Source organism: Stenotrophomonas sp. NRRL B-14846, assembly GCF_050473585.1.
Lineage (GTDB): Bacteria > Pseudomonadota > Gammaproteobacteria > Xanthomonadales > Xanthomonadaceae > Stenotrophomonas.
The window spans coordinates 4,137,295-4,161,827 of sequence record NZ_JBFLUN010000022.1; the positions used below are offsets into that span (position 1 = coordinate 4,137,295).

At 67.0% G+C, this 24,533-nt stretch carries 19 protein-coding genes and 1 riboswitch; of the genes, 11 read left to right on the top strand and 8 right to left on the bottom strand.

What is annotated here, in order from left to right:
• Positions 1-41: 41 nt before the first annotated feature.
• The 5 genes from AB1281_RS21165 to AB1281_RS21185 all read left to right on the top strand — a co-directional run bounded on the left by AB1281_RS21165 (position 42) and on the right by AB1281_RS21185 (position 7,981).
• Positions 42-2,453: a fimbria/pilus outer membrane usher protein gene (locus tag AB1281_RS21165; RefSeq protein ID WP_430346908.1), complete on the top strand. Its 2,412-nt coding sequence runs from the start codon at positions 42-44 to the stop codon at positions 2,451-2,453.
• Positions 2,454-2,579: 126 nt separating this feature from the next.
• Entirely contained in the window at positions 2,580-3,227 is a 648-nt protein-coding gene (locus AB1281_RS21170; RefSeq protein ID WP_101764727.1) for a DUF1120 domain-containing protein, read from the top strand.
• 10 nt (positions 3,228-3,237) lie between these two features.
• A complete protein-coding gene (locus AB1281_RS21175) occupies positions 3,238-3,897 on the top strand; it encodes a hypothetical protein (protein ID WP_294990235.1) in 660 nt (219 codons plus the stop codon).
• 534 nt (positions 3,898-4,431) lie between these two features.
• Positions 4,432-6,834 carry a ribonucleoside-diphosphate reductase subunit alpha gene (locus AB1281_RS21180; RefSeq protein WP_075675636.1) on the top strand — a complete coding sequence of 801 codons (2,403 nt, stop codon included), beginning with the start codon at positions 4,432-4,434 and terminating at the stop codon, positions 6,832-6,834.
• A 127-nt stretch (positions 6,835-6,961) separates the two neighbouring features.
• Positions 6,962-7,981: a ribonucleotide-diphosphate reductase subunit beta gene (locus tag AB1281_RS21185; RefSeq protein ID WP_008264781.1), complete on the top strand. Its 1,020-nt coding sequence runs from the start codon at positions 6,962-6,964 to the stop codon at positions 7,979-7,981.
• 159 nt (positions 7,982-8,140) lie between these two features.
• Here the strand turns inward: AB1281_RS21185 and AB1281_RS21190 are convergent, their stop codons facing one another.
• Entirely contained in the window at positions 8,141-8,776 is a 636-nt protein-coding gene (locus AB1281_RS21190; RefSeq protein WP_430346909.1) for a LysE family translocator, read from the bottom strand.
• 152 nt (positions 8,777-8,928) lie between these two features.
• On the opposite strand from AB1281_RS21190, the gene AB1281_RS21195 reads away from it, so the two are divergent.
• The 3 genes from AB1281_RS21195 (at position 8,929) to AB1281_RS21205 (ending at position 11,453) form a co-directional block, all read left to right on the top strand.
• Positions 8,929-9,330: an acyl-CoA thioesterase gene (locus AB1281_RS21195; protein ID WP_049435481.1), complete on the top strand. Its 402-nt coding sequence runs from the start codon at positions 8,929-8,931 to the stop codon at positions 9,328-9,330.
• Between the two features lie 56 nt (positions 9,331-9,386).
• Positions 9,387-10,193 carry an NAD-dependent protein deacetylase gene (locus tag AB1281_RS21200; RefSeq protein ID WP_430346910.1) on the top strand — a complete coding sequence of 269 codons (807 nt, stop codon included), beginning with the start codon at positions 9,387-9,389 and terminating at the stop codon, positions 10,191-10,193.
• Between the two features lie 159 nt (positions 10,194-10,352).
• Positions 10,353-11,453 carry an NADH:flavin oxidoreductase/NADH oxidase gene (locus AB1281_RS21205; RefSeq protein ID WP_430346911.1) on the top strand — a complete coding sequence of 367 codons (1,101 nt, stop codon included), beginning with the start codon at positions 10,353-10,355 and terminating at the stop codon, positions 11,451-11,453.
• A gap of 3 nt (positions 11,454-11,456) precedes the next feature.
• On the opposite strand, the gene AB1281_RS21210 is transcribed toward AB1281_RS21205, so the two are convergent.
• A complete protein-coding gene (locus tag AB1281_RS21210) occupies positions 11,457-12,368 on the bottom strand; it encodes a LysR family transcriptional regulator (RefSeq protein WP_430346912.1) in 912 nt (303 codons plus the stop codon).
• A 114-nt stretch (positions 12,369-12,482) separates the two neighbouring features.
• On the opposite strand from AB1281_RS21210, the gene purU reads away from it, so the two are divergent.
• Complete coding sequence (gene purU / locus AB1281_RS21215) at positions 12,483-13,334, top strand: formyltetrahydrofolate deformylase (RefSeq protein WP_032128205.1); 852 nt, start codon at positions 12,483-12,485, stop codon at positions 13,332-13,334.
• A 288-nt stretch (positions 13,335-13,622) separates the two neighbouring features.
• On the opposite strand, the gene pncA is transcribed toward purU, so the two are convergent.
• From pncA to AB1281_RS21235, 4 genes are all read right to left on the bottom strand, one after another.
• On the bottom strand, positions 13,623-14,249 hold the full coding sequence (pncA, locus tag AB1281_RS21220; protein ID WP_430346913.1) for a bifunctional nicotinamidase/pyrazinamidase: 627 nt from the start codon (positions 14,247-14,249) through the stop codon (positions 13,623-13,625).
• 55 nt (positions 14,250-14,304) lie between these two features.
• Positions 14,305-14,991: an epoxyqueuosine reductase QueH gene (locus AB1281_RS21225; RefSeq protein ID WP_080376050.1), complete on the bottom strand. Its 687-nt coding sequence runs from the start codon at positions 14,989-14,991 to the stop codon at positions 14,305-14,307.
• Positions 14,992-15,152: 161 nt separating this feature from the next.
• Positions 15,153-15,366: riboswitch (cobalamin riboswitch) on the bottom strand.
• A gap of 92 nt (positions 15,367-15,458) precedes the next feature.
• Positions 15,459-16,868 carry a nicotinate phosphoribosyltransferase gene (locus tag AB1281_RS21230; protein ID WP_430346914.1) on the bottom strand — a complete coding sequence of 470 codons (1,410 nt, stop codon included), beginning with the start codon at positions 16,866-16,868 and terminating at the stop codon, positions 15,459-15,461.
• 63 nt (positions 16,869-16,931) lie between these two features.
• The gene (locus AB1281_RS21235) at positions 16,932-17,981 is read right to left on the bottom strand and encodes a bifunctional nicotinamide-nucleotide adenylyltransferase/Nudix hydroxylase (protein WP_005411941.1); all 1,050 of its coding nucleotides are present in this window, start codon (positions 17,979-17,981) and stop codon (positions 16,932-16,934) included.
• Positions 17,982-18,175: 194 nt separating this feature from the next.
• On the opposite strand from AB1281_RS21235, the gene AB1281_RS21240 reads away from it, so the two are divergent.
• On the top strand, positions 18,176-20,068 hold the full coding sequence (locus AB1281_RS21240) for a patatin-like phospholipase family protein (RefSeq protein WP_430346915.1): 1,893 nt from the start codon (positions 18,176-18,178) through the stop codon (positions 20,066-20,068).
• Positions 20,069-20,165: 97 nt separating this feature from the next.
• On the opposite strand, the gene AB1281_RS21245 is transcribed toward AB1281_RS21240, so the two are convergent.
• Together AB1281_RS21245 and AB1281_RS21250 are read right to left on the bottom strand one after the other, a co-directional pair.
• Positions 20,166-21,119 (bottom strand): DUF1028 domain-containing protein, encoded by a 954-nt coding sequence (locus AB1281_RS21245; protein ID WP_430346916.1) that lies wholly within the window; start codon positions 21,117-21,119, stop codon positions 20,166-20,168.
• 425 nt (positions 21,120-21,544) lie between these two features.
• Positions 21,545-22,912 carry a helix-turn-helix domain-containing protein gene (locus AB1281_RS21250; protein WP_032128200.1) on the bottom strand — a complete coding sequence of 456 codons (1,368 nt, stop codon included), beginning with the start codon at positions 22,910-22,912 and terminating at the stop codon, positions 21,545-21,547.
• A 115-nt stretch (positions 22,913-23,027) separates the two neighbouring features.
• On the opposite strand from AB1281_RS21250, the gene AB1281_RS21255 reads away from it, so the two are divergent.
• On the top strand, positions 23,028-24,533 hold the full coding sequence (locus tag AB1281_RS21255) for a CoA-acylating methylmalonate-semialdehyde dehydrogenase (protein WP_049399840.1): 1,506 nt from the start codon (positions 23,028-23,030) through the stop codon (positions 24,531-24,533).

The following is a 24,533-nucleotide window of genomic DNA, read 5'->3' on the forward strand; positions in this document are numbered from 1 at the left end:
GCGCGCGGCGATGACTCCACCTGCATGCAAGGACCCCACCCATGAGGCAGCCGCCGTCATTGGCGCCGGTTGCCGCCCTGGTGATCGGCGCGGGAGGAATGAGTAGCGCCACCGGAGTTGCCGCACAGGAGGTGCAGTTCGACCTCAAGCAGCTGGAGCGCAATGGCGTCTCGGCCGACGTTGCACGCTTCTTTGCACGCCGGGCCGGCTTTCTGCCAGGCGTGCACCAGGTCGACGCCAGTGTGAACGGCATGCGTCGCGAGCCGCTGCAGGTGCGTTTCGATGCTCAGGGTGAGCCCTGTTTCTCCGCCGAAGTACTGGCGCAGCTGGGCCTGAAACAGGACGACCCGGAGCAGATCTGCGCGCCGCTGCAGCAGGTCCATCCCGGTACCCGGGTCGAGCTTCGGCCCGGCAGTGCGCGGATGGATCTGGTCGTGCCGGCCACGGCCCTGCGCGACAGCAGCGCGGGCGGTGCCTTTCAGCGTGGCGGCAGTGCCCTGGTTCTCAACTACGACGTTTTCTCCCAACGCGTGCAGCGACGCACGGGCAATGACCATTCTTTGAGTGCACGCATGGAACTGGGATTCAATACCGCCAACTGGGCCGTACGCAGCCGTGGCGACTATGCACGGCGTCGCTCGCAAAGCCGCTACGTGCAGCAGGAAACCTATGCCCAGCGTGCGCTGGAGCGTGCCTCGGCGTTGTTCCAGGCGGGCCAGCTGAGCCTGGCCTCGGAAGGCTTCGGTGGCACTCCGGTGGTGGGGGCACAGCTGTTTTCCGATGACATGCAGCGCCAGGCCAGCCGCCTCAGCGTGCCGATCGAGGGCATCGCCGACAGCCATGCGGTGGTGGAAGTGCGCCAGCGCGGCAGCGTCGTGCATCGCAGCGTGGTCGCGCCAGGTGTCTATTCGATCAGCGACATCGCCGTGACCAGCCGTGGTACGGACCTCGATGTGGAAGTCCGGGAAGAGGACGGGCGCACGACCCGCTATCGGGTACCGGCACCGATGGATGTGCCGGAGGCCGATGCCGCGCCATCCTTCCAGCTTGGGGTGGGGCGCTACCGTGCCCGCGATGGCGTGCACCTGCAGGGCAATGCTCCCTGGCTGGTCCATGCCGGGGGCGCCATGCAGCTGCACGCTGATACCCGTGTCAGCACGTCGCTGTTGCTTGCCCGTGACTACCAGGGATTGGCGGCACAGTCCGGCTTCAGCCTTGGGTCGCGCAGCAACTGGGGCGTGGGGGCGCGTTTCTCGCATGCCGCGCAATGGGGCTTCGGCCACGAGCTGCAGCTGCAGGGCAATGCCAGCTTCGACAATGGACTCAGCCTCGGAGCGTCCTGGCAGCGCCGCAGCGCTGCGTTCGCAACGCTGGAAGACACATTGTCGCTGCGCGATACCCGACCGTGGCCGTGCGAACCCTGGATCTTGCAGGAAGCCTGCGCTTCGCGCAGCGAGCGGCTGCAGCAATCGCTGTCGGCCTCGGTGGGCTGGTCCAGCGCTACGTGGGGTGCGTTTTCCTACACGTTCTGGCAGAGCCACCATGGCGGCGATGTTGGCCGCGGGCAGACGCTGTCGGCGTCACGCCGGTTCGGCCGGGTCAACGTCAACCTGACCCTGCAGCATGCGCAGGGGCGGGGCAGCGCCGCGTTCGTCAATCTGCAGGTTCCGTTGGGACGCGGCAGTGTCAGTGCCCGTGCCTACCGCTATGAAGATGCGTCGCGCAACCTGGGGGCCAGTTTCCAGAGCCGCACCGCGGGTGGCCTGGCCTACAACGTGGATGCGTCGCACAGCGGTTCGCAGCAGCGGTTGGCGGTCGCGGCCAACCAGCGCACCGCGTATGGCGCATTCAATGCGGGGATTTCGCATATCCAGGGTCAGGCCCAGACCCAATATCTGGCCGCCAGCGGCGGTGTAGCGCTGGCCTCGGGGCGCACGTTGGCGTTTTCCAGCTCGCGCATTGGTGACACCTTTGCCGTGGTCCGGATTCCACGTGTGGCCGGGATCGGCCTGAGCGGCGCCGGCAGTGCCACCACCTCCGTGCTGGGTACGGCGGTGTTGCCGTCGATCACCCCGTACCGGCGAACCCGGTTGCAGCTGGAGGGGCGCACGCTGCCGCTGAACCAGCGCTTTGCCAGTACCACGCTTGATCTGGCGCTGGCGCGCGGCGCCGTCGCCACCCACACCATCAGTGCGCACCCGGTGCGCCAGCTGCTGCTGACCGTGCGCACCCGCGGCGGCGAACTGGCGCGGGTGGGTACCGCGCTGTACTCCGCCGAAGGCGACTTCATTGGCACCGTGATCGGCCAGGGCAACGCGATCCTGGACAACGAGCAGATCGGCAAGCCGGTGCTGCTGGACGATGCCAGCGGTCGCTGTGAAGTGCACTACAGCGTGCCGGCCCGGTTCGATCCCGCGCGTCCCTACGAGGCGTCCGAAGGACGTTGCCTGTGACGGCCTCATTCCAGCGCCGCGAACGCGCGGTGTCCGTATTGCCGGTGGCGACCTTGGTCGCTCCGCCAATGGATCGTCGCCGCAGACGATCCCCTCATCCCCCTCCAACCTGGGAGTTTCCACACCATGAGTAAAGTCCAGCTTTCCCTTGCCGCAACCGCGCTGGCACTGCTGTCGGCCGGTGCCGTGCACGCAGAACCCATCGCGCCCTCGACCCTGAAGGTCACCGGCAGCCTGGATGTACCGGCCTGCCTGGTCACCGCTGGCGATGACGGCGTCTACGACTACGGCAGCCTGGGCCCGGGCGATATCCGCACCGGCACCACCTACAACGTGCTTCCTGCCATCAGCAAGGCCTGGAAGATCGAGTGCGAAGGCGACACCTACCTGACCTTCAAGGTGACCGACAACGCCGCCGCGTCGGCCAGTGCGGTGGACTCGTCCTACTTCGGCATGGGTAACGTCAACGGCACCGGCAAGCTGGGCTACTACACGGTGACCATGCGCAACCCGAAGGTGAATGGCACCGCATCCAACGTGTTCACCACCAACACCACCGCCATTACCCGTGCGGCCACGGCGCCGTTGCGGCATAGCAGCTACACCATGGGCTGGGCGCAGACGGCGGCCAACCTGCAGCAGATCGGCCGCGTGTTCGAGACCGATCTGGATGTGGTCGCCAACCTTGCCGGCAGCCAGACCATGGGCGGCCCCATCACCGAGGACGCGAAGCTGGAAGGCTCGCTGACCCTGAACTTCGCCTACGGCCTGTAAGGAGGCTCCCATGCGTACCCCTATGATCCGCTCCTCGCTCGCGCTGGCCCTGCTGTCGGCCTGCGGCATGGCCTCTGCTGCCATTGCGCCCAAGGACCTGGAGGTGACCGGCACGGTGAAGACGCCGACCTGCGTGGTCAGTTCCGACAAGGATGGCGTCTACGACTATGGCAAGGTCAACGCCAGCCTCATCCCGACCACGGGCTATCTCACGCTGTCCACCATCGACCAGGTGTGGACGGTGGATTGCGGCAGTGGCAAGACCTTCATGTCCTTCCAGGTGGTCGACAACCGCGAGGCCTCCAGCTCCAGCGTCAGCTCGCAGAACTTCGGGCTGGGCGCGGTGGCGGGCTTCCCCACCAGCAAGCTGGGCTACTTCACGGTGACCCTGAACGGGGCCAAGGTCGACCAGGCCAACGTCAACGTGCTGCGCGGGACCAAGGGCGCGGCCTCCGGCACCGGTGCCGCCAGCACCTTCCTGGACAAGACCCTGTCGCACAGCTGGACCACCTCGGGCACCACCGGTGCCCTGCCGCTCAGCGGCAGCGTGTTCTCGATGGGCTTGCGGGTCAGCGCCTTCGTCGCCAGTGAAACGGTGCGCGGTGCGCCGATCACCGAAGGAACGCCGCTGGACGGCAACCTGACACTGAACTACGCCTTCGGTCTTTGACGGCAATGCCGGGGCAGGTGCAACGCCTGCCCCGGCTGCTGTCGGCCACCCCGCCGTCCTCTGGCAGGCCGGAAGTCACCCGTCCACCGGATTCCCACCGGCTGCCCACCACCTATCCACAGGGTTGTCCCTAGCCAGTTTCATCACTGTCATGTGAAGCTGTCATTGTTCCGTTTCCGCGGTGCGTTGTACCACCGCAATGACGCTTTCGGGCTTGACTGCGCAGCCCGTTCCGGCAGGTCTGAAGCGTCTGATCCGGGCGCCGATGGCACGATCCTTGCGGCGCAAGGGATTGCCGAATTTCACTACATTTGGCGTTGACGGACCCCATTACCCCCACTATCTTGTGGCCGTCGGTCGCAGCAACCCCAATTCCAGGGGGTGCCCGGGGTACCCATCCGCGATCGTCAACGGCAGTGGCAGGCGCAGGGTCTCATCCCCTGCGACGCCGTCCTGCCATCCTGGGCTGTCATGTCCCGGGCTGCGTCACCCGATGCATCGAGCACCCCCAATCACGCCAAGAGGACACACGCCGTGAGCACCGAATCCAGCGCCACCATCGAGAAGGAAAGCGAATTCCTGTTGACGTCGCCGCCGACGGCCAACGCGATGAGTGTGACCAAGCGCAATGGGACCACCGAACTGGTGGACCTGAACAAGATCGTGCGTGCGGTGCAGCGTTCCTCCGAAGGCCTGCACGCCGTCGATCCGATGCGCGTGGCCACCCGTACCATTTCCGGCCTGTACAACGGCGCCACCACCCGCGAGCTGGACGAACTGTCCATCCGCACCGCCGCCCTGCTGATCGGTGAAGAGCCCGAGTACGGCCGCCTGGCTGCGCGCCTGCTGGCCAACTACATCGCCAAGGAAGTCTCGGGCCAGGAAATCTACGCCTTCTCGCAGTCGGTCAGCCGTGGCCATGAAGTCGGCCTGATCAACGACCGCCTGCTGAACTTCGTGCAGACCAATGCACGCAAGCTCAACGACGCCATCGACGGCGCGCTGGACCTGAACTTCGATTACTTCGGCCTGCGCACCCTGTACGACCGTTACCTGCTGCGCCACCCGCACACCCGCAAGGTGATCGAGACCCCGCAGCAGTTCTTCCTGCGCATCGCCAGCGCGCTGAGCGAGGACGTGTCCGAGACCCTGGCGCTGTACAAGCGCATGGGCAACCTGGACTACCTGCCGTCCAGCCCGACCCTGTTCAATTCCGGCACCACCCACGAGCAGCTGTCCTCGTGCTTCCTGCTGGATTCGCCGCAGGACTCGCTGGAGTCGATCTATTCCAAGTACGGCGACATCGCCCAGCTGTCGAAGTTCTCCGGCGGCATCGGCGTCAGCTACACCCGCGTGCGTTCGCGTGGTTCGCTGATCAAGTCGACCAACGGCCACTCCAACGGCATCGTGCCGTGGCTGAAGACCATGGATTCGTCGGTGGCCGCGGTGAACCAGGGCGGCAAGCGCAAGGGCGCGGCCTGTGTGTACCTGGAAACCTGGCACGCCGACATCGAGGACTTCCTCGAACTGCGCGACAACACCGGTGACGAAGCCCGCCGTGCGCACAACCTGAACCTGGCCAACTGGGTGCCGGACCTGTTCATGAAGCGCGTCGAAGCCGACCAGGAATGGTCGCTGTTCGATCCGCGCGTCGTGCCGGAGTTCACCGACCTGTTCGGCGAAGCCTTCGAGCAGGCCTACCTGCAGGCCGAAGCCCAGGGCAAGGCCAACCGCACCATCTCCGCGCGCAAGCTGTATGCCCGCATGATGCGTACGCTGGCCGAGACCGGCAACGGCTGGATGACCTTCAAGGACAAGTGCAACCGCGCCAGCAACCAGACCCTGCGCGCCGGCAACGTGATCCACCTGTCGAACCTGTGCACCGAAATCCTGGAAGTCACGTCCAACGATGAAACCGCGGTGTGCAACCTGGGTTCGATCAACCTGGGCAACCACTTCGACGAGCACAACGAGTTCGACTTCGAGAAGCTGGCCGAGACCGTGCGCCTGGCCGTGCGCCAGCTCGACCGCGTCATCGACCTGAACTTCTACCCGATCGAAACCGCCCGCCGTGCCAACCTGCGCTGGCGTCCGGTCGGCCTGGGCTGCATGGGCCTGCAGGACGTGTTCTTCCGCAAGCGCCTGCCGTTCGACAGCGCCGAAGCCCGCGCCCTGTCGAAGAAGATCGCCGAAGCGATCTACTTCCACGCGCTGGAAACCTCCTGCGAGCTGGCCCAGGAACGTGGCAAGCACCCGTCGTTCAACGACACCCGCGCCGCCGGTGGCGAACTGCAGTTCGACGCCTGGAACGTGGTGCCGGAAGACGCCGAGCGCTGGGATGCCCTGCGTGCCCGCATCAAGGAACACGGCCTGCGCAACTCGCTGATGATCGCGATTGCCCCGACCGCGACCATCGCTTCGATCGCTGGCTGCTACGAGTGCGTCGAGCCGCAGGTGTCCAACCTGTTCAAGCGCGAGACCCTGTCCGGTGACTTCCTGCAGGTCAACCGCTACCTGGTCAACGAGCTGAAGAAGCTGGGCCTGTGGACGCCGGAAATGCGCGATGCCATCAAGCTGGCCGAAGGCTCCATCGCGGGCGTGGCACAGATTCCGGAAACGCTGCGCGAGGTCTACCGCACTGCGTGGGAACTGCCGATGCGTTCGCTGATCGACATGGCCGCCGAGCGTGGCGCCTTCATCGACCAGTCGGCCTCGCTCAACCTGTTCATGGAAAGCCCGAACATCGGCGCGATGTCCTCCATGTACATGTACGCCTGGAAGCAGGGCATCAAGACCACCTACTACCTGCGTTCGCGCCCGGCCACCAAGATCGCCAAGACCACGGTCAGCGCTGCGGCCCCGGCCAAGGTGTTCAGTCCGGACGAAGCCATCGCCTGCTCGCTGGAAAACCCGGAAGCCTGCGAGGCCTGCCAATAAAAGCGGCCGTGCCGGCCTTTGGCCGGCACACCCCTTTGTAGAGTCGAGCCATGCTCGACTGCAGAAAACACCAAGGTAGCGCCGGGCCATGCCCGGCGTTTTGACCCGAGAAGACAAGGAAACACCCATGGCCGACAAGCCCAAGCAGATGCTGCTCGATCCCGGTTTTGAACTGACCCTGCGCCCGATGCGCTACCCGCAGTTCTATGACATGTACCGGAATGCGATCAAGAACACCTGGACGGTGGAAGAGATCAACTTCCAGATCGACATCACCGACCTGCACAGCAAGATGTCGCCGGGTGAGCGTCACCTGATCCACCGCCTGGTCGCGTTTTTCGCCACCGGCGACTCGATCGTGTCCAACAATCTGGTGCTGAACCTGTACCAGCACTTGAACGCGCCGGAAGCGCGCATGTACCTGTCGCGCCAGCTGTATGAAGAAGCGCTGCACGTGCAGTTCTACCTGACCCTGCTCGACAACTACCTGCCGGATCCGGAAGAGCGCGTCAAAGCCTTCGCCGCGGTAGAGAACATCGACTCGATCAAGAAGAAGGCCGATTTCTGCTTCAAGTGGATCGACTCGATCCAGGACCTGAAGCGCATCGAGACCCGTGCCGAGCGCCGCCAGTTCCTGCTCAACCAGATCTGCTTCGCCGCCTGCATCGAAGGCCTGTTCTTCTTCGCAGCCTTCGCCTACGTGTACTACTTCCGTTCGCGCGGCCTGCTGCCGGGCCTGGCCTCGGGCACCAACTGGGTGTTCCGCGACGAGAGCGCGCACATGGAGTTCGCGTTCGAGTCGGTGCGCGTGGTGCGTGAGGAAGAGCCGGACCTGTTCGATGACGAGATGAAGCAGCAGGTCTACGACATGCTGGCCGAAGCCATCGAATGCGAAGTGCAGTTCGCCGAGGACGTGCTGTCCGGCGGCGTGGCCGGCATCTCGACCCGCGACATGCGCCAGTACCTGCAGCACTGCGCCGACCAGCATTTCGCCAAGCTGGGCATGGAAAAGAAGTACAACGTGCGCAACCCGCTGCCGTTCATGGAACTGCAGGACGTGCAGGAGCTGACCAACTTCTTCGAACGCCGCGTCTCGGCCTACCAGGTCGGCGTGCAGGGCGAAGTCGCCTTCGACATGAACTTCTGATCGAACCGGTCAGCTCTGTCGCAACGAAGAACCCCGGCCAACGCCGGGGTTCTTCGTATCTGTAGCGTCGAGCCGTGCTCGACGGCTCGGTTTTTGTAGAGTCGAGCCATGCTCGACTGCCGTTCGCGAAGACAAGTCGAGCATGGCTCGACCCTACAGTCAGCGCCGCCCTTCCACCGCCATGCGCACCGCCAGCCCGGCCAGTACCGTGCCCATCAGCCAGCGCTGCACCACCTGCCAGGTCGGGCGCGCGGCCAGGAAGCCGGCGATGCTGCCAGCGGTCAGCGCGATCATGCCGTTCACGGTCACACTCACCGCGATCTGGGTGGAACCCAGCACGATCGACTGCATCAGCACGCTGCCTTCGCCGTCCGGATGCAGGAACTGCGGCAGCAGTGACAGATACATCACCGCCACTTTCGGGTTCAGCAGATTGGTCAGGAAGCCCATCGTGAACAGTTTGCGCGGGCTGTCCTGCGGCAGGTCACGCACCGCGAACGGCGAACGGCCGCCCGGCTTCAGTGCCTGCCAGGCCAGGTACAGCAGGTACAGCGCGCCACCGATGCGCAGCGCGTCGTAGGCGAACGGTACGGTCATCAGCAGCGCGGTGATGCCCAGTGCCGCGCACAGCATGTAGAACACGAAGCCCAGCGCCACCCCGCCCAGCGAGATCAGGCCAGCCATCGGCCCCTGGCAGATCGAGCGCGAGATGACGTAGATCATGTTCGGCCCGGGCGTGAGCACCATGGCCAGCGAAACCAGCGCAAAGGCCAGCAGGTCGGAAGTGGCGGGCATGGGCAGTCCTGGCAGTGGGCGTGGCGCAGTGTAACGCCTGCCGCAGGCGCGGCCTGCGCAGGCACCGCTGCCGGGTGACCGTTGCACGTGCATGCCGATGGCCATCACGCCGGTCGCTTAGAATCCGCAGCACCCCACACCGAAGCACCCCCATGACCCCGATCCCCGAGACCGTGCCGCCCACCGAAGTGCGCATGGCTGAAATCGTCTTCCCCAACCACACCAACCACCTGGGCACCCTGTTCGGTGGCCAGGCATTGGCATGGATGGACAAGGCCGCGTTCCTGGCCGCCGCCCGCTATTCGCGCCGCACCGTGGTGACCGCGCGCAGCGACCAGGTCGACTTCAAGCTGCCGATCCGCATCGGCCAGATGGTGGAAACCATCGGCCGCATCGTCGAAGTCGGCCGCAGCTCGATGAAGGTCGAGGTCGAACTGGTCGCCGAAGACCTGCACAGCGGCGAGCGCAAGCTGTGCACCCGCGGCCACTTCGTGATGATCGCGCTGGACGAGGAAGGCCATCCGATCGCGGTGCCGCCGCTGCCGGTCGCCTGAGCCCGCCGGCTGAACCGGCGCTTGCGGGGGCGCTTGCGCGCCCCCATGTGGCAGCCATGACCCCGCTGCTGACCGACTTCATCGACCGCGCCCAGCGCTTGTTCGTGCTGACCGGCGCCGGTTGCAGCACCGCCTCGGGCATTCCCGATTACCGGGATACCGACGGCCAGTGGAAACGCACGCCGCCGGTGACCTATCAGGCCTTCATGGGCGAGGCGGCCACCCGCCAGCGCTACTGGGCGCGCAGCCTGCTCGGCTGGCCACGCTTCGGCCTGGCCCGGCCCAACGGCACCCACCAGGCGCTGGCCGCGCTGGAACGCCGCGGCACGCTGCAGGTCCTGCTGACCCAGAATGTGGACGGCCTGCACCAGCGTGCCGGCAGCCACAACGTGATCGACCTGCATGGCCGCCTGGACCGTGTGCGCTGCATGGGCTGCGAGCGCCGCAGTGGTCGCGAGGAGTTCCAGCAGCGCCTGCTGGACGCCAACCCCGGCTGGGATGCGCTGGAGGCCGGCATCGCCCCCGATGGTGATGCCGACCTGGAGACCGATTTCTCGAGCTTCGTGGTGCCTGATTGCGCCTGCTGCGGCGGCCTGTTGAAGCCGGACGTGGTGTTCTTCGGCGAAAACGTGCCGCGTGAACGGGTGGCGGCGGTGCATGATCACCTGCAGCAGGCCGACGCCGTGCTGGTGGTGGGCTCGTCGCTGATGGTCTATTCCGGCTTCCGCTTCGTGCAGGCGGCGGCCAGGGCAGGGTTGCCGGTGGCGGCACTGAACCGTGGCCGCACCCGTGCCGACGACCTGCTGTTGTTCAAGGACGAGCGGGACTGCGCTGAAGCGCTGGCCACGTGGGCGTCGTGCTGAGTCGAGCATGGGCTCGGCCCTGCAAGGGTCGAGGGCTTCTGTAGAGCCGAGCCCATGCTCGGCTGCAGCAGGCCGCGCGAAACAGCGATCCATCCAGACGGTTGATCCGGAAGCCGCGCAGCGGTGCAATACGCACCCCCTACGTCGTTCATCACCGTCTTGAGCCAGCTGTTTTCGCCGATCTCGTTCGGCCCCCTGACCCTGTCCAACCGCATCGTCATCGCGCCGATGTGCCAGTACTCCGCCGAAGACGGCCGCGCCAGCGACTGGCACGCCATGCACCTGGGCAACCTGGCGCAGTCCGGCGCCGGCCTGTTGATCCTGGAAGCCACCGCGGTCGAGCCGCGGGGCCGCATCAGCTGGGCCGACCTGGGCCTGTGGGATGACGGTACCGAGGCGGCGCTGGCGCAGGTGCTGGCCAGCGTCCGCCGCTGGTCGCCGATGCCGCTGGGCATCCAGCTCGGCCATGCCGGCCGCAAGGCCTCGGTGAACCGCCCATGGGATGGCGGTGGTCAGCTGCCGGCCGACGATGCGCGTGGCTGGGCCACCGTGGCACCGTCGCCGTTGCCGTTCCATGCTGCCGATCCGGCACCGCAGGCGCTGGATGAGGCCGGCATCGCCGAGCTCATCGCCGCCTTCGCCGCCAGTGCGGTGCGCGCCGAGCGCCTGGGCTTCGAGCTGATCGAGCTGCATGCCGCGCACGGTTACCTGCTGCACCAGTTCCTGTCGCCGTTGAGCAACCGCCGTACCGATGGCTACGGTGGCTCGCTGCCGAACCGCCTGCGCCTGCTGGTGGAAGTGTTCGATGCGGTGCGTGCAGCGGTGTCCGACAAGGTCGCCGTGGGCGTGCGCATCTCGGCCAGCGACTGGGTCGAGGGTGGTTGGGACCTGGTGCAGAGCGAGGCGCTGGCCCAGGTGCTGGACGCGCGCGGCTGCAATTTCCTGCATGTCTCCAGCGGCGGCCTGGACGAGCGCCAGAAGATCACTGTCGGCCCGGGCTACCAGGTGCCGTTCGCAGCGGCGATCAAGGCCAAGGTGCGCATGCCGGTGATCGCGGTGGGCATGATCACCGAACCGGAACAGGCCGAGTCGATCCTGCGCCACCGCCACGCCGATGCCGTGGCGCTGGCGCGCGGCATCCTCTACGACCCGCGCTGGCCGTGGCATGCCGCCGCGGCACTGCGTGACAGCGTGGAACCGGCGCCGCAGTACCTGCGCTGCGAACCGCGCGATGCGCGCGGCGTGTTCAAGGCACGCTGAGGTTCACACCCGCCAGGCCGGCGCCATGCCGGCCTGCAGGTGCTCGAACAGCGCGCGGATCTTGGCGGTGAAATCGCGGCGGTCGCTGACGCAGAAATAGACCTCCATCGGCTCCGGGCGCCACGCCGTGTCGGCGCCGAACACCGCCTGCAGGCGGCCATCGCGCAGGTACGGCTCGGCCACGAACGCGGCCAGCCGGGTGATGCCGGCACCGGCCGCCGCCAGCGTCGCCAACGCATCGATGTCATCGCAGACCATGCTCGGCGGTAGCGCGGCGTCCACGCGCTGGCCGTCCTTCAGCAGGCCCCAGCGCAGCGGCCGGCCATCGGTGGGGAAGCGGTGCAGCAGCCCGCGATGGCCGCCCAGCTCGGAGGGCTGCTGCGGGGTGCCGTGTGCCTTCAGGTAGGCCGGCGAGGCACAGAACACGAACGGCACGCGCGCCAGCTGCCGCGCGACCACACCGTCTTCCAGCTGCGCGCCGATGCGGATGCTGGCATCCACCGCTTCAGGGCCATGCTGCACGGCGCGGTCGGTCAGCCGCAGCTCCAGCTGCAGCTGCGGGTAGCGTTGCTGCAGTGACGGCAGCAACGGTGCCAGCACGTGGCGGCCGAACGCGCTGCTGCTGGCGATGCGCAGCGGCCCGGCCGGTTCGATGTTGCCGGAGGTGACCATCGCCTGTGCACGCGCCAGGTCGGCTTCGATGTGGCGGACCTGCGCCAGGTACAGCGCGCCGGCTTCGCTGAGCGCCAGTTGGCGCGTACTCCGGTTCAGCAGCCGTACGCCCAGATGTGCTTCCAGCCGGTTGATGTTCTGGCCGACTGCGGTAGCGCTGATGCCAAGGATGCGGGCCGCGGCGGCAATGCTGCCGGTCTCTGCGGTGCGGGTGAAGCTGCGGATCAGTTGCAACAGGTTCATGACCGACCAGCTTGCCACGGGGACGCCCAAGTATCGCTTGGGACTGAACCAAGCAGGTCGGTTGCATCGGTGACCATCGAGCCATCGGGCAGGTCGCTGCCCTACACTCGGGCGATGCGCCCCGATTCCATCCTCACCCTGTCCTGCCCCGACCGTACCGGCATCGTCTACCGCGTATCCGGCCTGCTGTTCGACCACGGCTGCAACATCCTCGACGCCCAGCAGTTCGGCGACGAGGAGAGTGGCCGCTTCTTCCTGCGCGTGCATTTCGACCGTGACGCCGGCCTGCCGCTGGAGACCGTGCATGCCGCCATGGCCACGCTGGCCGCCGGCTTCGGCATGGACTGGCAGTTGCATGATGGCCGGCGCCGCGCGCGCCTGCTGGTGCTGGTCAGCAAGCAGGGGCACTGCCTCAACGACCTGCTGTTCCGTGCCCACAGCGGCCAGCTGAAGGTCGACATCGCGGCGGTGGCGTCCAACCACGCCGACTTCGCGCCATTGGCCGCGTCCTACCAGGTGCCGTTCCACCACCTGCCGGTGACCGCCGATACGCGTGCGGTGCAGGAACAACAGATCATCGACCTGGTCGAGCGCGAGCGCATTGATCTGGTTGTGCTGGCGCGCTACATGCAGATCCTGTCACCCACGCTGTGCCGCGCGCTGGCCGGACGAGCGATCAACATCCACCACAGCTTCCTGCCCAGCTTCAAGGGCGCGCAGCCGTACCACCAGGCGCACGCGCGCGGGGTCAAGATCATCGGCGCCACCGCGCACTACGTCACCGAGGATCTGGACGAAGGCCCGATCATCGAACAGGACGTGGCCCGCGTGGACCACGCGATGGCGCCGCGCGAGCTGGTGCGGCTGGGCAGCGATACCGAATCGCTGGTGCTGGCGCGCGCCGTTCGCCGCCATGTGGAGCACCGCATCCTGCTCAACGGGCACCGTACGGTGGTGTTCCGGTAATCGTCCATCCCGCGTCCGCCGGGCATGGCCCGGCGCTACCAACGGGCGTGATCCGGTAGTGCCGGCCGCTGGCCGGCAACTGCAGAGATCCCGAGGTTGCCGGCCAGCCGCCGGCACTACCGAATCCTGATTTCATCCAATGAAAAGCCCCCGGTTCGGCCGTCCCGCGATCTGTAGGGGGGCGTAGTTAGGGGGCTGGATGAATCGATTGTGTTGTCGTGGGCAGGAGCGCGCAAGCGGCATAAGCGACGTGCACGGTAGCGCCGGGCCATGCCCGGCGGTCACGCCTCAGGCGATCGCGATCCCCGCCTTGCCCAGCGCCTCGCGCACCATCGCGTCGTTGGCGTCGGTCACCGGCTTGGTCAGCTCCCACAGGAACTTCACCCGGAAGCCGGACTTCACCGCGTCCTGTGCGCTCCACAGCACGCAGTAGTCGCGGGCCAGGCCGCACACATGCACTTCGCGGATGCGGCGTTCGTGCAGCCAGCCGGCCAGGCCGGTGGCTGGGCGCTCGCCGTCGGGCCCGTGGTTCTCGCGGAAGGCGCTGTACGAATCCACCTGTTGGCGCGTGCCCTTGCGCAGGATCAGGTCGGCCACCGTCCAGTCCACGCCCGGGTGCAGGGCGGCACCGGCGCTGCCCTGCACGCAATGGTCCGGCCACAGCGTCTGCGGCTGCGCGTGCAGCAGGATGGTCTCGAACGGGCGCTGGCCGGCGTGCTGGCTGGCAAACGAGGCATGGTCGGCCGGGTGCCAGTCCTGGGTCGCCACCACGGTGCGGTACCGGCGCTGTGCCAGCAGATCGGCAATCGGTGCTACCAACGCATCGCCCTGGTCGCAGGCCAGCGCACCGCCGGGCATGAAGTCCGGCTGCAGGTCGATCACCAGCAGGGCGACGTCGGCGGGCAGGGCGGTCATGGCAGGTCCGGTACAACAGAAGGGGCGACCAGCGTGGCCGCCCCATGCCTGCACGTCAATCGCCCTGCGGCGTCTCAGCGTCCTGCCCGTAGTACAGCAGGCCGATCCTGATCCGTTCGCGCCCGTTCTCGCGGCGGTGGCGGTTGGCATCGCGCAGCGAGTACACGCAGCCGCAGTATTCCTGCTGGTAGAACTGCTCGCGCTTGCTGATCTCGATCATGCGGCTGGCACCGCCGCCCTTGCGCCAGTTGTAGTCCCAGTACTGCAGGCCTTCATAGCGCGAGGCGGCGCGGATGCCGCAGTCGTTGATCTGCGCCATGTTCTTCCAGCGCGAGATGCCCAGCGACGAACTGATGGTGTCGTAGCCATGCTCGTGCGCATACAGCGCGGTGCGCTCGAAGCGCATGTCGAAACACATCGTGCAGCGGATGCCGCGTTCGGGCTCGTTTTCCATGCCGCGCGCACGGCTGAACCAGTTGTCGGTGTCGTAGTCGCAGTCGATGAACGGGATGTCGTGCTGTTCGGCGAAGCGGATGTTCTCCTGCTTGCGCAGCTCGTATTCCTTCACCGGATGGATGTTGGGGTTGTAGAAGAAGATCGCGTAGTCGATCCCGGAGGCGGTGATCGCCTCCATCACTTCGCCGGAACAGGGCGCGCAGCACGAATGCAGCAGCAGGCGCTTGCCGTCGGCGGGCAGGGTCAGGGTGGGGCGTTGGAGCTCGGTCATCGTCAGGTACCGCATGGACCGCCGGCAACGGCGGTGGCCCATGCATCAGCGCGTGGGTGAACGGGTCTGGCTGGATACCGTGAACAGGACGCGCGCGGCCACACCGCCTGCACGCGCAGGACGACGACGGCCCCGGCAACCTCCCCGCGGAGATTCCAGGTCGAGTCAGGGGACGGTCGTGTCCCCCGGCCGGGGCCGGTATTCGGGCTGATGGACACGGGCCGCAGCCCACCTACTACCCGCCGCTTCCCAGGCGTGAGCCCAGTGCTGTTGGCAGGATTCGTTTCCATTCACCGCTGCGGGGCAGCTCCGGAATGAGCGCGCGAGGCGCCTTCACCGGATTCCCGTTTAAATCCCTGCCACCATCCAGCCACGGCAGGGATACCTTCGGCGTGCCCACGGTGGACGCGTTGCCGGCACCGGTCAAGGCCCAGGGGTCGGATCCCGTTGCGAAGCAACGGGCTCTGACCCCGGGAACGTCCTCAACGTCCCGCCGCAGCCCGCGCGCGGATGTCATCCAGCCGCTGGTCGTGCAGCAGGCGGCCGTTCTCCCACACGGTCACCATCGCGTCCTCGAAGCCGGTCGGCAGCGCTTCGTCACCGCTGGAAGGCAATGCCACCGTGTGCAGGCTGCCGTCATCCAGACGCCGCAGCAGGCGCATGCGGCCGCGCTTGCTGGTCTTGCCGGCGTCGGTGATCGGGTCCTTGTAGACGTCGATCCACTCGCCGTCCACCCGTGCGGCCGAACACTTCAGCGCGAACTTCTGCGTATCGCGGTCCAGCCGCTGCAGCAGCGCGCCGCCCATGCCGAAGGCCACGTTGTCGGCGGCGTAGCCGTCGCCGGTGATGCGCTGCAGGATGGCGCGGATGGTGTCCGGGTTGATGCCATCGCCCTGGATCACCCGCACATGGTTGAGCACGCGGTAGCCCTTGCCGTTGAGGGTGTGGCCGAAGGCTTCATCCAGCCGGCGCAGGCTTTCGGCCACCACCTCCACCGGGTCGCCCGAGTCGGGACGGATGACCAGGGTGGCGCCCGAGGCGATCACTTCATCGCGCAGGGTGGTACCCCAGTGCTCGCTGATCGCGCGGTAGATGTCGTAGCTGTCCGACACCACCGCCACGATCGCACCGGGCTTGCCGAACTGGCGCAGCATGTTGCGGTAGGCGTCCACCTCACGCTCGCGGCCCCAGCTGGTGATGGTGCTGTGCTCGGCGGCGGGAATCGAATAGCCCGCCATCGGCGCGTGATAGTGCGCGCGCGCCAGGCACAGCGCCGAGACGGTATCGGTGCCGAGGAAGTTGACCAGGTGCGCGGCACCGCCCAGCGCGGCCGATTCCAGGCTCGAGACACCGCGCGCACCGAAGTCGTGCAGCTTGAACGGCAGCTGCCCCTGCGGGTCGTCGCTGGTCTGCTGCAGGAACGCGGCAATGGTCTGCCGTGCATGCCAGCTGATGGTGGCCACGGTGACCGGGTACCACACGCGCAGCAGCAGCGTTTCCAGGTACGAGGGCACCCAGAACGCGGCCGGATCGGTCGATTCAATGGTCATCAGCGCCTGGTGGGTGGGCACCACGCTGCCCTCGGGCACGGCGCGGATGCGCACCGGCAGGTGGCCGCCAAGCCGGTCGACGATATCGCGCCAGCCGGCTTCGTTGAACGGTTCGCCATGCGCGGCGAATACCGCAGCGGCGTCGTCGATGTCGGCATGGGTGACCGGCCGTGCCAGGGCGTCCTTGAGGATCGCCTGCAGGCCGAAGAACACCGTGCGATCGTGCAGGCCGCCGCGCGATTCCACGTAGAAGAACGTGGCATCGGTACCCGGCGGGTACTGCAGCCAATGGCTGGCCTTGTAGCTGTCGGTGTTGAGCAGAAGATTATCGAGGTAGTGCATGACGGAAGCTCCTTCGCGTCGAGTGGCACCGGCGGTCTATCCGCCAGTGGGAAGCCGGGCCGGTCAGCCGCGGCCGAGGAAATACTCCAGGATGTGCAGGTGGTCTTCGAACAGCTGCGGGCCCATGTCCAGTGCTTCACTCACTGGTATCCAGCGCGCCTTGTCGGCATCGTCGCCGCCGCGCACCGGCGGCAGGTCACCGGCCGGGAATTCGAAGTGGAAGCCGTGGGTGATGGTGCGGCCACGCTGGCTGCGGTCGGGGTGGTCGAACACCTGCTGGCCCTTCAGCGACCCCTTCAACACCGGCAGCGGAATCTTCAGCCGGGTTTCCTCGCGCAGTTCGCGCAGGCAGCTGTCGAGCAGGCTCTGTTCCTGGCCGACGAAGCCGCCGGGCAGCGCCCACAGGCCCTTGCCGGGTTCCGAACGGCGCCGCACCAGCAGCACGTGGCCCGAATGCACCACCACCGCATCGGTGGTGACGAAGGTAGGCGCGTAGGGCGCGTCCTTCCAGGCCGCCTTGTACTGTTCGATGAAGCGGTACTCGGCCACCAGCTGGCCATAGGCAGGCGCGCTCTTGCGGAACGCTTCGAGCATGTCGTATACCGGCGCCGGCACGTTGCCACGCAGCATCAGCAGCGCGCCGTGGAAGTCGACGTCGCCGGCCTCGAACAGATAGCGCCGCAGTTCGGTGGCCGACAGGGTGGCGGTGTGCTGCACGTCCACCAGCGGCCACTGCGGGAATTCGCGCAGGTAGTAGCTGGAGGCATCCTTGTCCATGCCGATCAGGCCAACCTTCGCATCGGCGGCGGCACCGTCGTTACGCAGCGCTTCGGCCACCTGTCGCTGCACGTTGGCGATCCACTGCGCTTCGTTGTACAGGTGGTCGCGCAGCGGGCGGATCAGCAGGCGGTCGGTGTGGCCATCGAGGGCGGCCTGGATCATCACGGCGCGTTCGGCCACGGTCCAGGGATTGCGCAGGCTGCGGGGGGTATCGGCAGAGCCGACCAGGAAGATCAGCTTGCGGGCCCGGCTCAGGGCCAGGCGGGCAACGGCGGCGTGGCCGTTGTGGAAGGGCTCGAATCGCCCGATGAAGACGAGATAGTCGAATTCCATGAGAATCCCTCATGTCGTTGTGGCAGCCGCGGGTCTGTCCTTTGGCTTGCTGCAGATGCTACGCCGATGGCGGGGCGGGTCAAGCCTGCAGGCATGCCTTCCGCTGAACACCGAAGGTTCCTGCCGGGACTGCGCTGCTGTTCTCAGGCCCTGAGAAGCCTCTGCGCCATACTGGCACCCACGCGGCGGACGGCATGCTCGGGGGCAAGACAGTGGCGGACAAGTACTGCGATCTGGTCATGAAAGGCGGCATCACCAGCGGCATCGTGTACCCCAATGCGGTACTGGCGCTGGCGCGCGAGTACCGCTTCAAGAGCATCGGCGGCACTTCGGCCGGTGCCATCGCTGCGGCGGTGGCGGCTGCGGCGGCGTGCGGTGATCGCCGCCAGCAGGCGGGCGAACACCTGCCCGGCGATGCCGGCTACGGCGGGTTGTCGGCGGTGTCGGCGCAGCTGTCGCGGCGCGGCTTCATCTACAGCCTGTTCCAGCCGGCACGGGGCGCGCGCGCCGCCTACCGGCTGCTGGTGGTACTGACCGGCAATGCCGGCCTGCCGCACAAACTGCTGTGCCTGGCCGTTGCGGTATTCGAGATCGCACCGCTGGAAGTGCTGGTGTCACTGGCGCTGCTGCTCGGCCTGGGCTGGTGGGGCGGTGGCTGGAGCGGCGTGGCTGCCACGCTGCTGCCCTCACTGCTGTGTGCGTACGGTGCGGGTGTGGCCGGTGCCGCGCTGCGTGTGGCACGGGTGGCGCGACGCAACCTGCTGGGCCTGTGCAGCGGCCTCGGCCGCGATGCACGCACGCCGGCGTTGACCGAGTGGCTGCATGAATGCCTGCAGCAGCTGTCCGGCAAGCCGCTGGATGCACCGCTGACCTTCGCCGACCTGCACGATGCGCCGCGCTATGCCGGTGAGCCTGACAGCCCGCATGCGATCAGCCTGCAGATGATCACCACCTGCGTGTCGCACAACGAACCACGCACACTGCCGCTGGGCGGCGCGCAGTTCTGGTTCCTGCGCGAGGAGTTCGAGCAGCTGTTCCCCGCCAGCGTGGTGCAGTGGCTGGTGAAGCAGGCCGGCCCGCCGCTGGAGGTGGAAGGGCGGCAGTACTACCACCTGCCGCAGGGCCCGAAGCTGCCGGTGCTGGTGGCCACGCGCATGAGCCTGAGCTTCCCGCTGCTGATCAGCGCGGTGCCGCTGCATGAGCCCTCGCGCCGCGAGCGCCGCTGTGAACCGACCGCGCCAGCAGCCGACCAGGAGCACAACGTTGCCGACAGCATGGAAGGGCTGACCAGTGCCGGCCAGACCTGCGGCCCGGTGATCACCGCGTTCCGCATCTGCTGGTTCTCCGATGGTGGCATCAGCAGCAACTTCCCGATCCACCTGTTCGACGCCGCCCTGCCGCGCTGGCCGACGTTCGCCATCAATCTGGTCTACCCGCAGCATGCCGAAGATGTGAGCCACGGCAGCAGTGGCCGCCAGGCGCTGGAACATGCCGTGTTCCTGCCGACCGAGAACCGCCATGGCTGGCAGCGCACCTATCAGTCGATCGCCACGCCGTTGGCCGCTGCGGAGCTGGGTCGTTTCCTGTTCGCGGTGGTGGCGACCATGCAGAACTGGCGCGATCTGCTGCAGGCGCGTGCGCCGGGCTACCGCGACCGCATCGTGCACGTCAGCCTGCAGGGCGACGAAGGCGGCATGAACCTGGACATGCCACAGGAGGTGCTGACCCGCATCGCCGACAAGGGCAGCCTCGCCGGTGCGCGCTTCTGTTCGTTCTCGTTCGAGAACCACTACTGGATCCGCTGGCGCAACCTGGCCTCGGCCTACCAGCGTTACACGCTGGAAGTGGCACGCACCGATGACCCGGCACAGCAGGTGCTGGCTTATCGCGCGGCATACGCGATGGTTGCCCGCGGTGAACCGACGCCACCGTCATACAAGCTGGGTTCGGAAGACAAGCGGGTCGGCTCGCAGCAGCTGTGGGGCTTGATGGTCGAGCAGGGCCGCACCTGGGAGGACCTCGGCCCCGACCTCACCGACGGTGCACCGCGTCCGTTGCCGCAGATGAAAGTGACGCCGATCTACTGAGCCGGTCCTCGGTAGATCCACGCCATGCGTGGATGCATCTCGAATGGGGGTCAGATCCGTTTTCCGCAGGAAAACGGATCTGACCCCCTGCGGTGCCTCACCGCCACGGCGCCACCACTGCATCACCCTGCAATGGCGCATACAAGGGCAATGCCAGCTCCTGTTTCACCCAGCCCGGATTGAGTGCACGCAGGCCTGCCAGGTACTCGCGGGCCAGCGCCATATCGCCCTGCCGCATCGCCAGGCGCGCAGCGCGCGCCCAGGTGCGGTCCCAGCCGTGTGCCAGCGACAACGACGTTGCCAGTGCCGCGCGCGCTCCTGCCACATCGCCATTCTCCCAGCGCTGCTCGGCGCGGATGATGGCTTCGTTCGACAGACGCATGTCGTACAGCTCGCGCAGTCTCGCCACGGCGCGTGGATCGGCGTCCACACGCAGGTCGGTGTCCTGCCAGTCGCCGCCGGGCGTACGCACCAGCAGCGCCGCCGACCACTGCCCGCTGCGCTGGCCACCCGCGGCCTGGCCCGCTTCCAGCGCCGCCAGCAGGCGCGCCGCCAATTCACCCTGTGATGCGGCGAAGGCGCGCTGCATCGCGGCCAGCACCTGCGGCCCAGCCAGGGCATTGCCCTGCACGCTCAGCATGCCTTCGCCCTGTGCACCGGCCCAATCCGCCTGCTGCGCGGTAGCGCCGGTGTACTGCGCATTGCCGCCGCGCGCGCTGACCAGCCCCACCTGGCGCTCGGCAAGCGTGGTGCCATCGAAGTTGCCATCTTCATCCAACAGCTGCTTCAGCACCTGCGCAGGCGTGCGTCCCTTGGCCAGCAGCTCCAGGCCTTTCGAGCCATAGGTCGGGTTGGTCTCGAACTGGCTGGCGACCGCGCCCACCTTCGCCTGTGCCCATGGCACGCCCACACCGCCGACCGCCAGGTTGTGCGTGGCCACCGCCACCCCGCAGTCGCCGGCCGCGTTGCAGGCAGCAATGGAAAAGGTCGCCCACGCCGGCGCCGCGACGGCAGCGAGCAGCAGGACCAGGCAAGTGCGCAGCAAGGACATTGGGTGTCTCCAGGGCGGGCATTGCAATGGGATGCAGCCTACGCACGAAAGGTTTAGCAGATCCACGCCATGCGTGGATGGAACCCCATCGAAATCGAATATTTCGAACATCGAAGAGCATCCACGCATGGCGTGGATCTACCGTGTCGACCAAGGTCGACACCCACCAAGAGCAGCGTGCCGACCAACGGTCAGCACCCACCAACAGCAGCAGGAAACTGTCGAAGGCGGGGTGGTGTCAGATTGCGGGGTGTCCGCGGCATGGATGCCGCGGCCAAGCCCCCAGGGATGGGTTCACGGCGTCCCCGCAATCTGACACCGCCCCGCCATCCCACGGAATGCCAGCCTTTGCTGTTGCCGTTGCCGTTGCCGTTGCCGTTGCTTCGGCTTCGGCAGGTGCAGGGCGCAGCCCTGCCGAACCAACCCTACCGCCCCGGCAACTGCGCGAACGCACGCTGCATGCAGTCCTCGCGCGGGCACACCCGGCACCCCGGGCCGATCGATACCGAGTTGCCCGGGCTCTGCACATCCAACCCCAGTGAATACACCAGCCGCTCGGCGTGCTGCAGATCGCAGCCCAGGGCCACCGCGAAGGTCTTGCGCGGCTGGCCATGGCCCACCGGGCCACTGCTGACCTGCCGTGCCAGCCAGAAATGGCGGCGTCCATCGGGCATGCGCGCCGTCTGCGTAAGGATGCGGCCGGGCTGGTTGAACGCCTCGTAGACGATCCACAGCGGGCACGAACCGCCTACCTGCGAGAAGTGGAAATCGGTGGCCGAATGGCGCTTGGACACGTTGCCGGCGCGGTCCACGCGGATGAAGAAGAACGGCAGGCCAGGCGCACTGCGCCGTGCCAGCGTGCTCAGCCGATGGCAGACCGCTTCGAAGCCGACGCCGAACTGATGCGCCAGCAGTTCGATGTCGTAGCTGCTGGTTTCGGCCGCACGCAGGAAGCGCATGTACGGCATCACCAGCGCACCGGCGAAATAGTTGGAGAGACCGATCCGCGCCTGCGCGATGCGTGCCTCATCGGTGAACCCGGCGCGCGCCACCACCGCATCGATCTGCGGCAGGTAGCCGTGAAGGGCCAGCTCGGCCGCCATCTGGAACGCCTGCTGGCCGGGCTCCAGGTAATCGGGCAGCCACAGCCGCCGCGCACCGGCATCGTACTGCCGCTTCTCGCGCCCGGCCTGAAGGGCGGCCACTTCCACCAGCACGCCGTGGCGGTCGGCCAGAAGCTGGCGCAGCCGCGGTGCCACGTGCCCGGGCGACAGCCCCCATTCGGCGAACAGCTGCTCGGCCAGCTCGTCCAGCTCGGGAATGTGGTTGTGCATGCGGTTGAAGAACTCGCGTACCTGGTCGCCGGCCGGCAGGGTGCTGCCGGCGCCGGGCTCGCCCAGCTGGAATTCCAGCGCGGCGGCATGCTCGCGCAGCGCCAGGTGGCGGCGGTGCAGGTCCAGCAGGGCGCGGCTGACCTGCGGCAGGTTGCCGGCCAGCGCGCGCAGTTCGGTCGCGCTGACCTCCGCCAGGCCCAGATCGCGCAGGGTCTCGCCCAGCGCTTCCTGCAGCGCGGCGGGCTCATCCTCGTCGAACAGTGCGGAAACGTCGCCCAATACCTCGCCCAGCTTCTTCTGCACCGCTGGCGTGAGTGGGCGCTTGTTGCGCTCGATCTGGTTCAGGTAGCTGGCCGACAGCCCCAGCGCCCGTGCCAGATCCGCCTGGCTGTAGCCGCGCTGTTCGCGCAGCCGCAGCAGGCGCAGGCCAAGTTGTCGCTGGGGGGCTGAATAATTCACAGAATTAACATGAATCGTCTGGCGTGTTGGCCAGATTAAGCGGATTCAGCCCGGAAATCGAGGTGGGTGCTGTGAATAATGCCAAGCATCTTTCGCACCCTGTGGGATTGTCGTCATGACTGTTGCAGCGCCCCGTATCCGCATGCTGATCGATGGCCAGTTCGTTGAATCGGCCACCTCCCACTGGCAGGACGTGATCAATCCGGCCACCCAGGACGTGCTGGCCAAGGTGCCGTTCGCCACCACCGGCGAAGTGGACGCCGCCGTTGCCGCTGCCAAAGAAGCCTTCAAGACCTGGCGCAAGACTCCGATCGGCACCCGCGCGCGCATCTTCCTGAAATACCAGCAGCTGATCCGCGAGAACATGAGCGAGCTGGCGCACATCCTCACCGCCGAACAGGGCAAGACCCTGCCGGACGCCGAAGGCGATGTGTTCCGTGGCCTGGAAGTGGTCGAGCACGCCGCCGCCATCGGCAACCTGCAGCTGGGCGAGCTGGCCAACAACGTTGCCAATGGCGTGGACACCTACACGATCATGCAGCCGCTGGGCGTGTGCGCCGGCATCACCCCGTTCAACTTCCCGGCGATGATCCCGCTGTGGATGTTCCCGATGGCGATTGCAACGGGCAACACCTTCATCCTCAAGCCGTCCGAGCAGGACCCGATGGTCACCATGCGCCTGGTCGAGCTTGCCCTGGAAGCCGGCATTCCGAAGGGCGTGCTGAACGTCGTCCACGGCGGCGAGGAAGTGGTCAACGCGATCTGCGACCATCCGGACATCAAGGCCGTGTCGTTCGTCGGTTCCACCCGCGTCGGCACCCACGTCTACAACCGCGCCTCGCTGGCCGGCAAGCGCGTGCAGTGCATGATGGGCGCCAAGAACCACGCCGTGGTGCTGCCGGACGCCAACAAGGAACAGACCCTCAACGCGATGGTCGGCGCCGCCTTCGGTGCGGCGGGCCAGCGTTGCATGGCCGCCTCCACCCTGGTGCTGGTCGGTGAAGCGCGCAACTGGGTGCAGGACCTGGTCACCAAGGCCAAGACCCTGAAGGTCAGCGGCGGCACCGTGGCTGGCACCGACGTGGGCCCGGTCATTTCCTGCAGCGCCCGCGAGCGCGTGGAAGGCCTGATCGCCTCGGGCGTGGAGCAGGGCGCCAAGCTGGTGCTCGATGGCCGCAAGCCGCAGGTCGATGGTTTCGAGAAGGGCAACTTCGTCGGCCCGACCATCTTTGCCGGTGTCACCACCGACATGCGCATCTACCAGGAAGAAATCTTCGGGCCGGTGCTGGTCATCCTCGAAGCGGAGACGCTGGAAGAGGCCATCGCGATGGTCAACAGCAACCCGAACGGCAATGGCACCGCACTGTTCACCCAGTCCGGCGCCGCCGCGCGCAAGTTCCAGGAAGACATCGACGTCGGCCAGGTCGGCATCAACGTGCCGATCCCGGTGCCGGTGCCGCTGTTCTCGTTCACCGGTTCGCGCGCGTCCAAGCTGGGCGACCTGGGGCCGTACGGCAAGCAGGTGGTGCTGTTCTACACCCAGACCAAGACGGTCACCGCGCGCTGGTTCGATGACGAAACGCTGAGCCACGGCGTCAACACCACGATCAGCCTGAAGTAA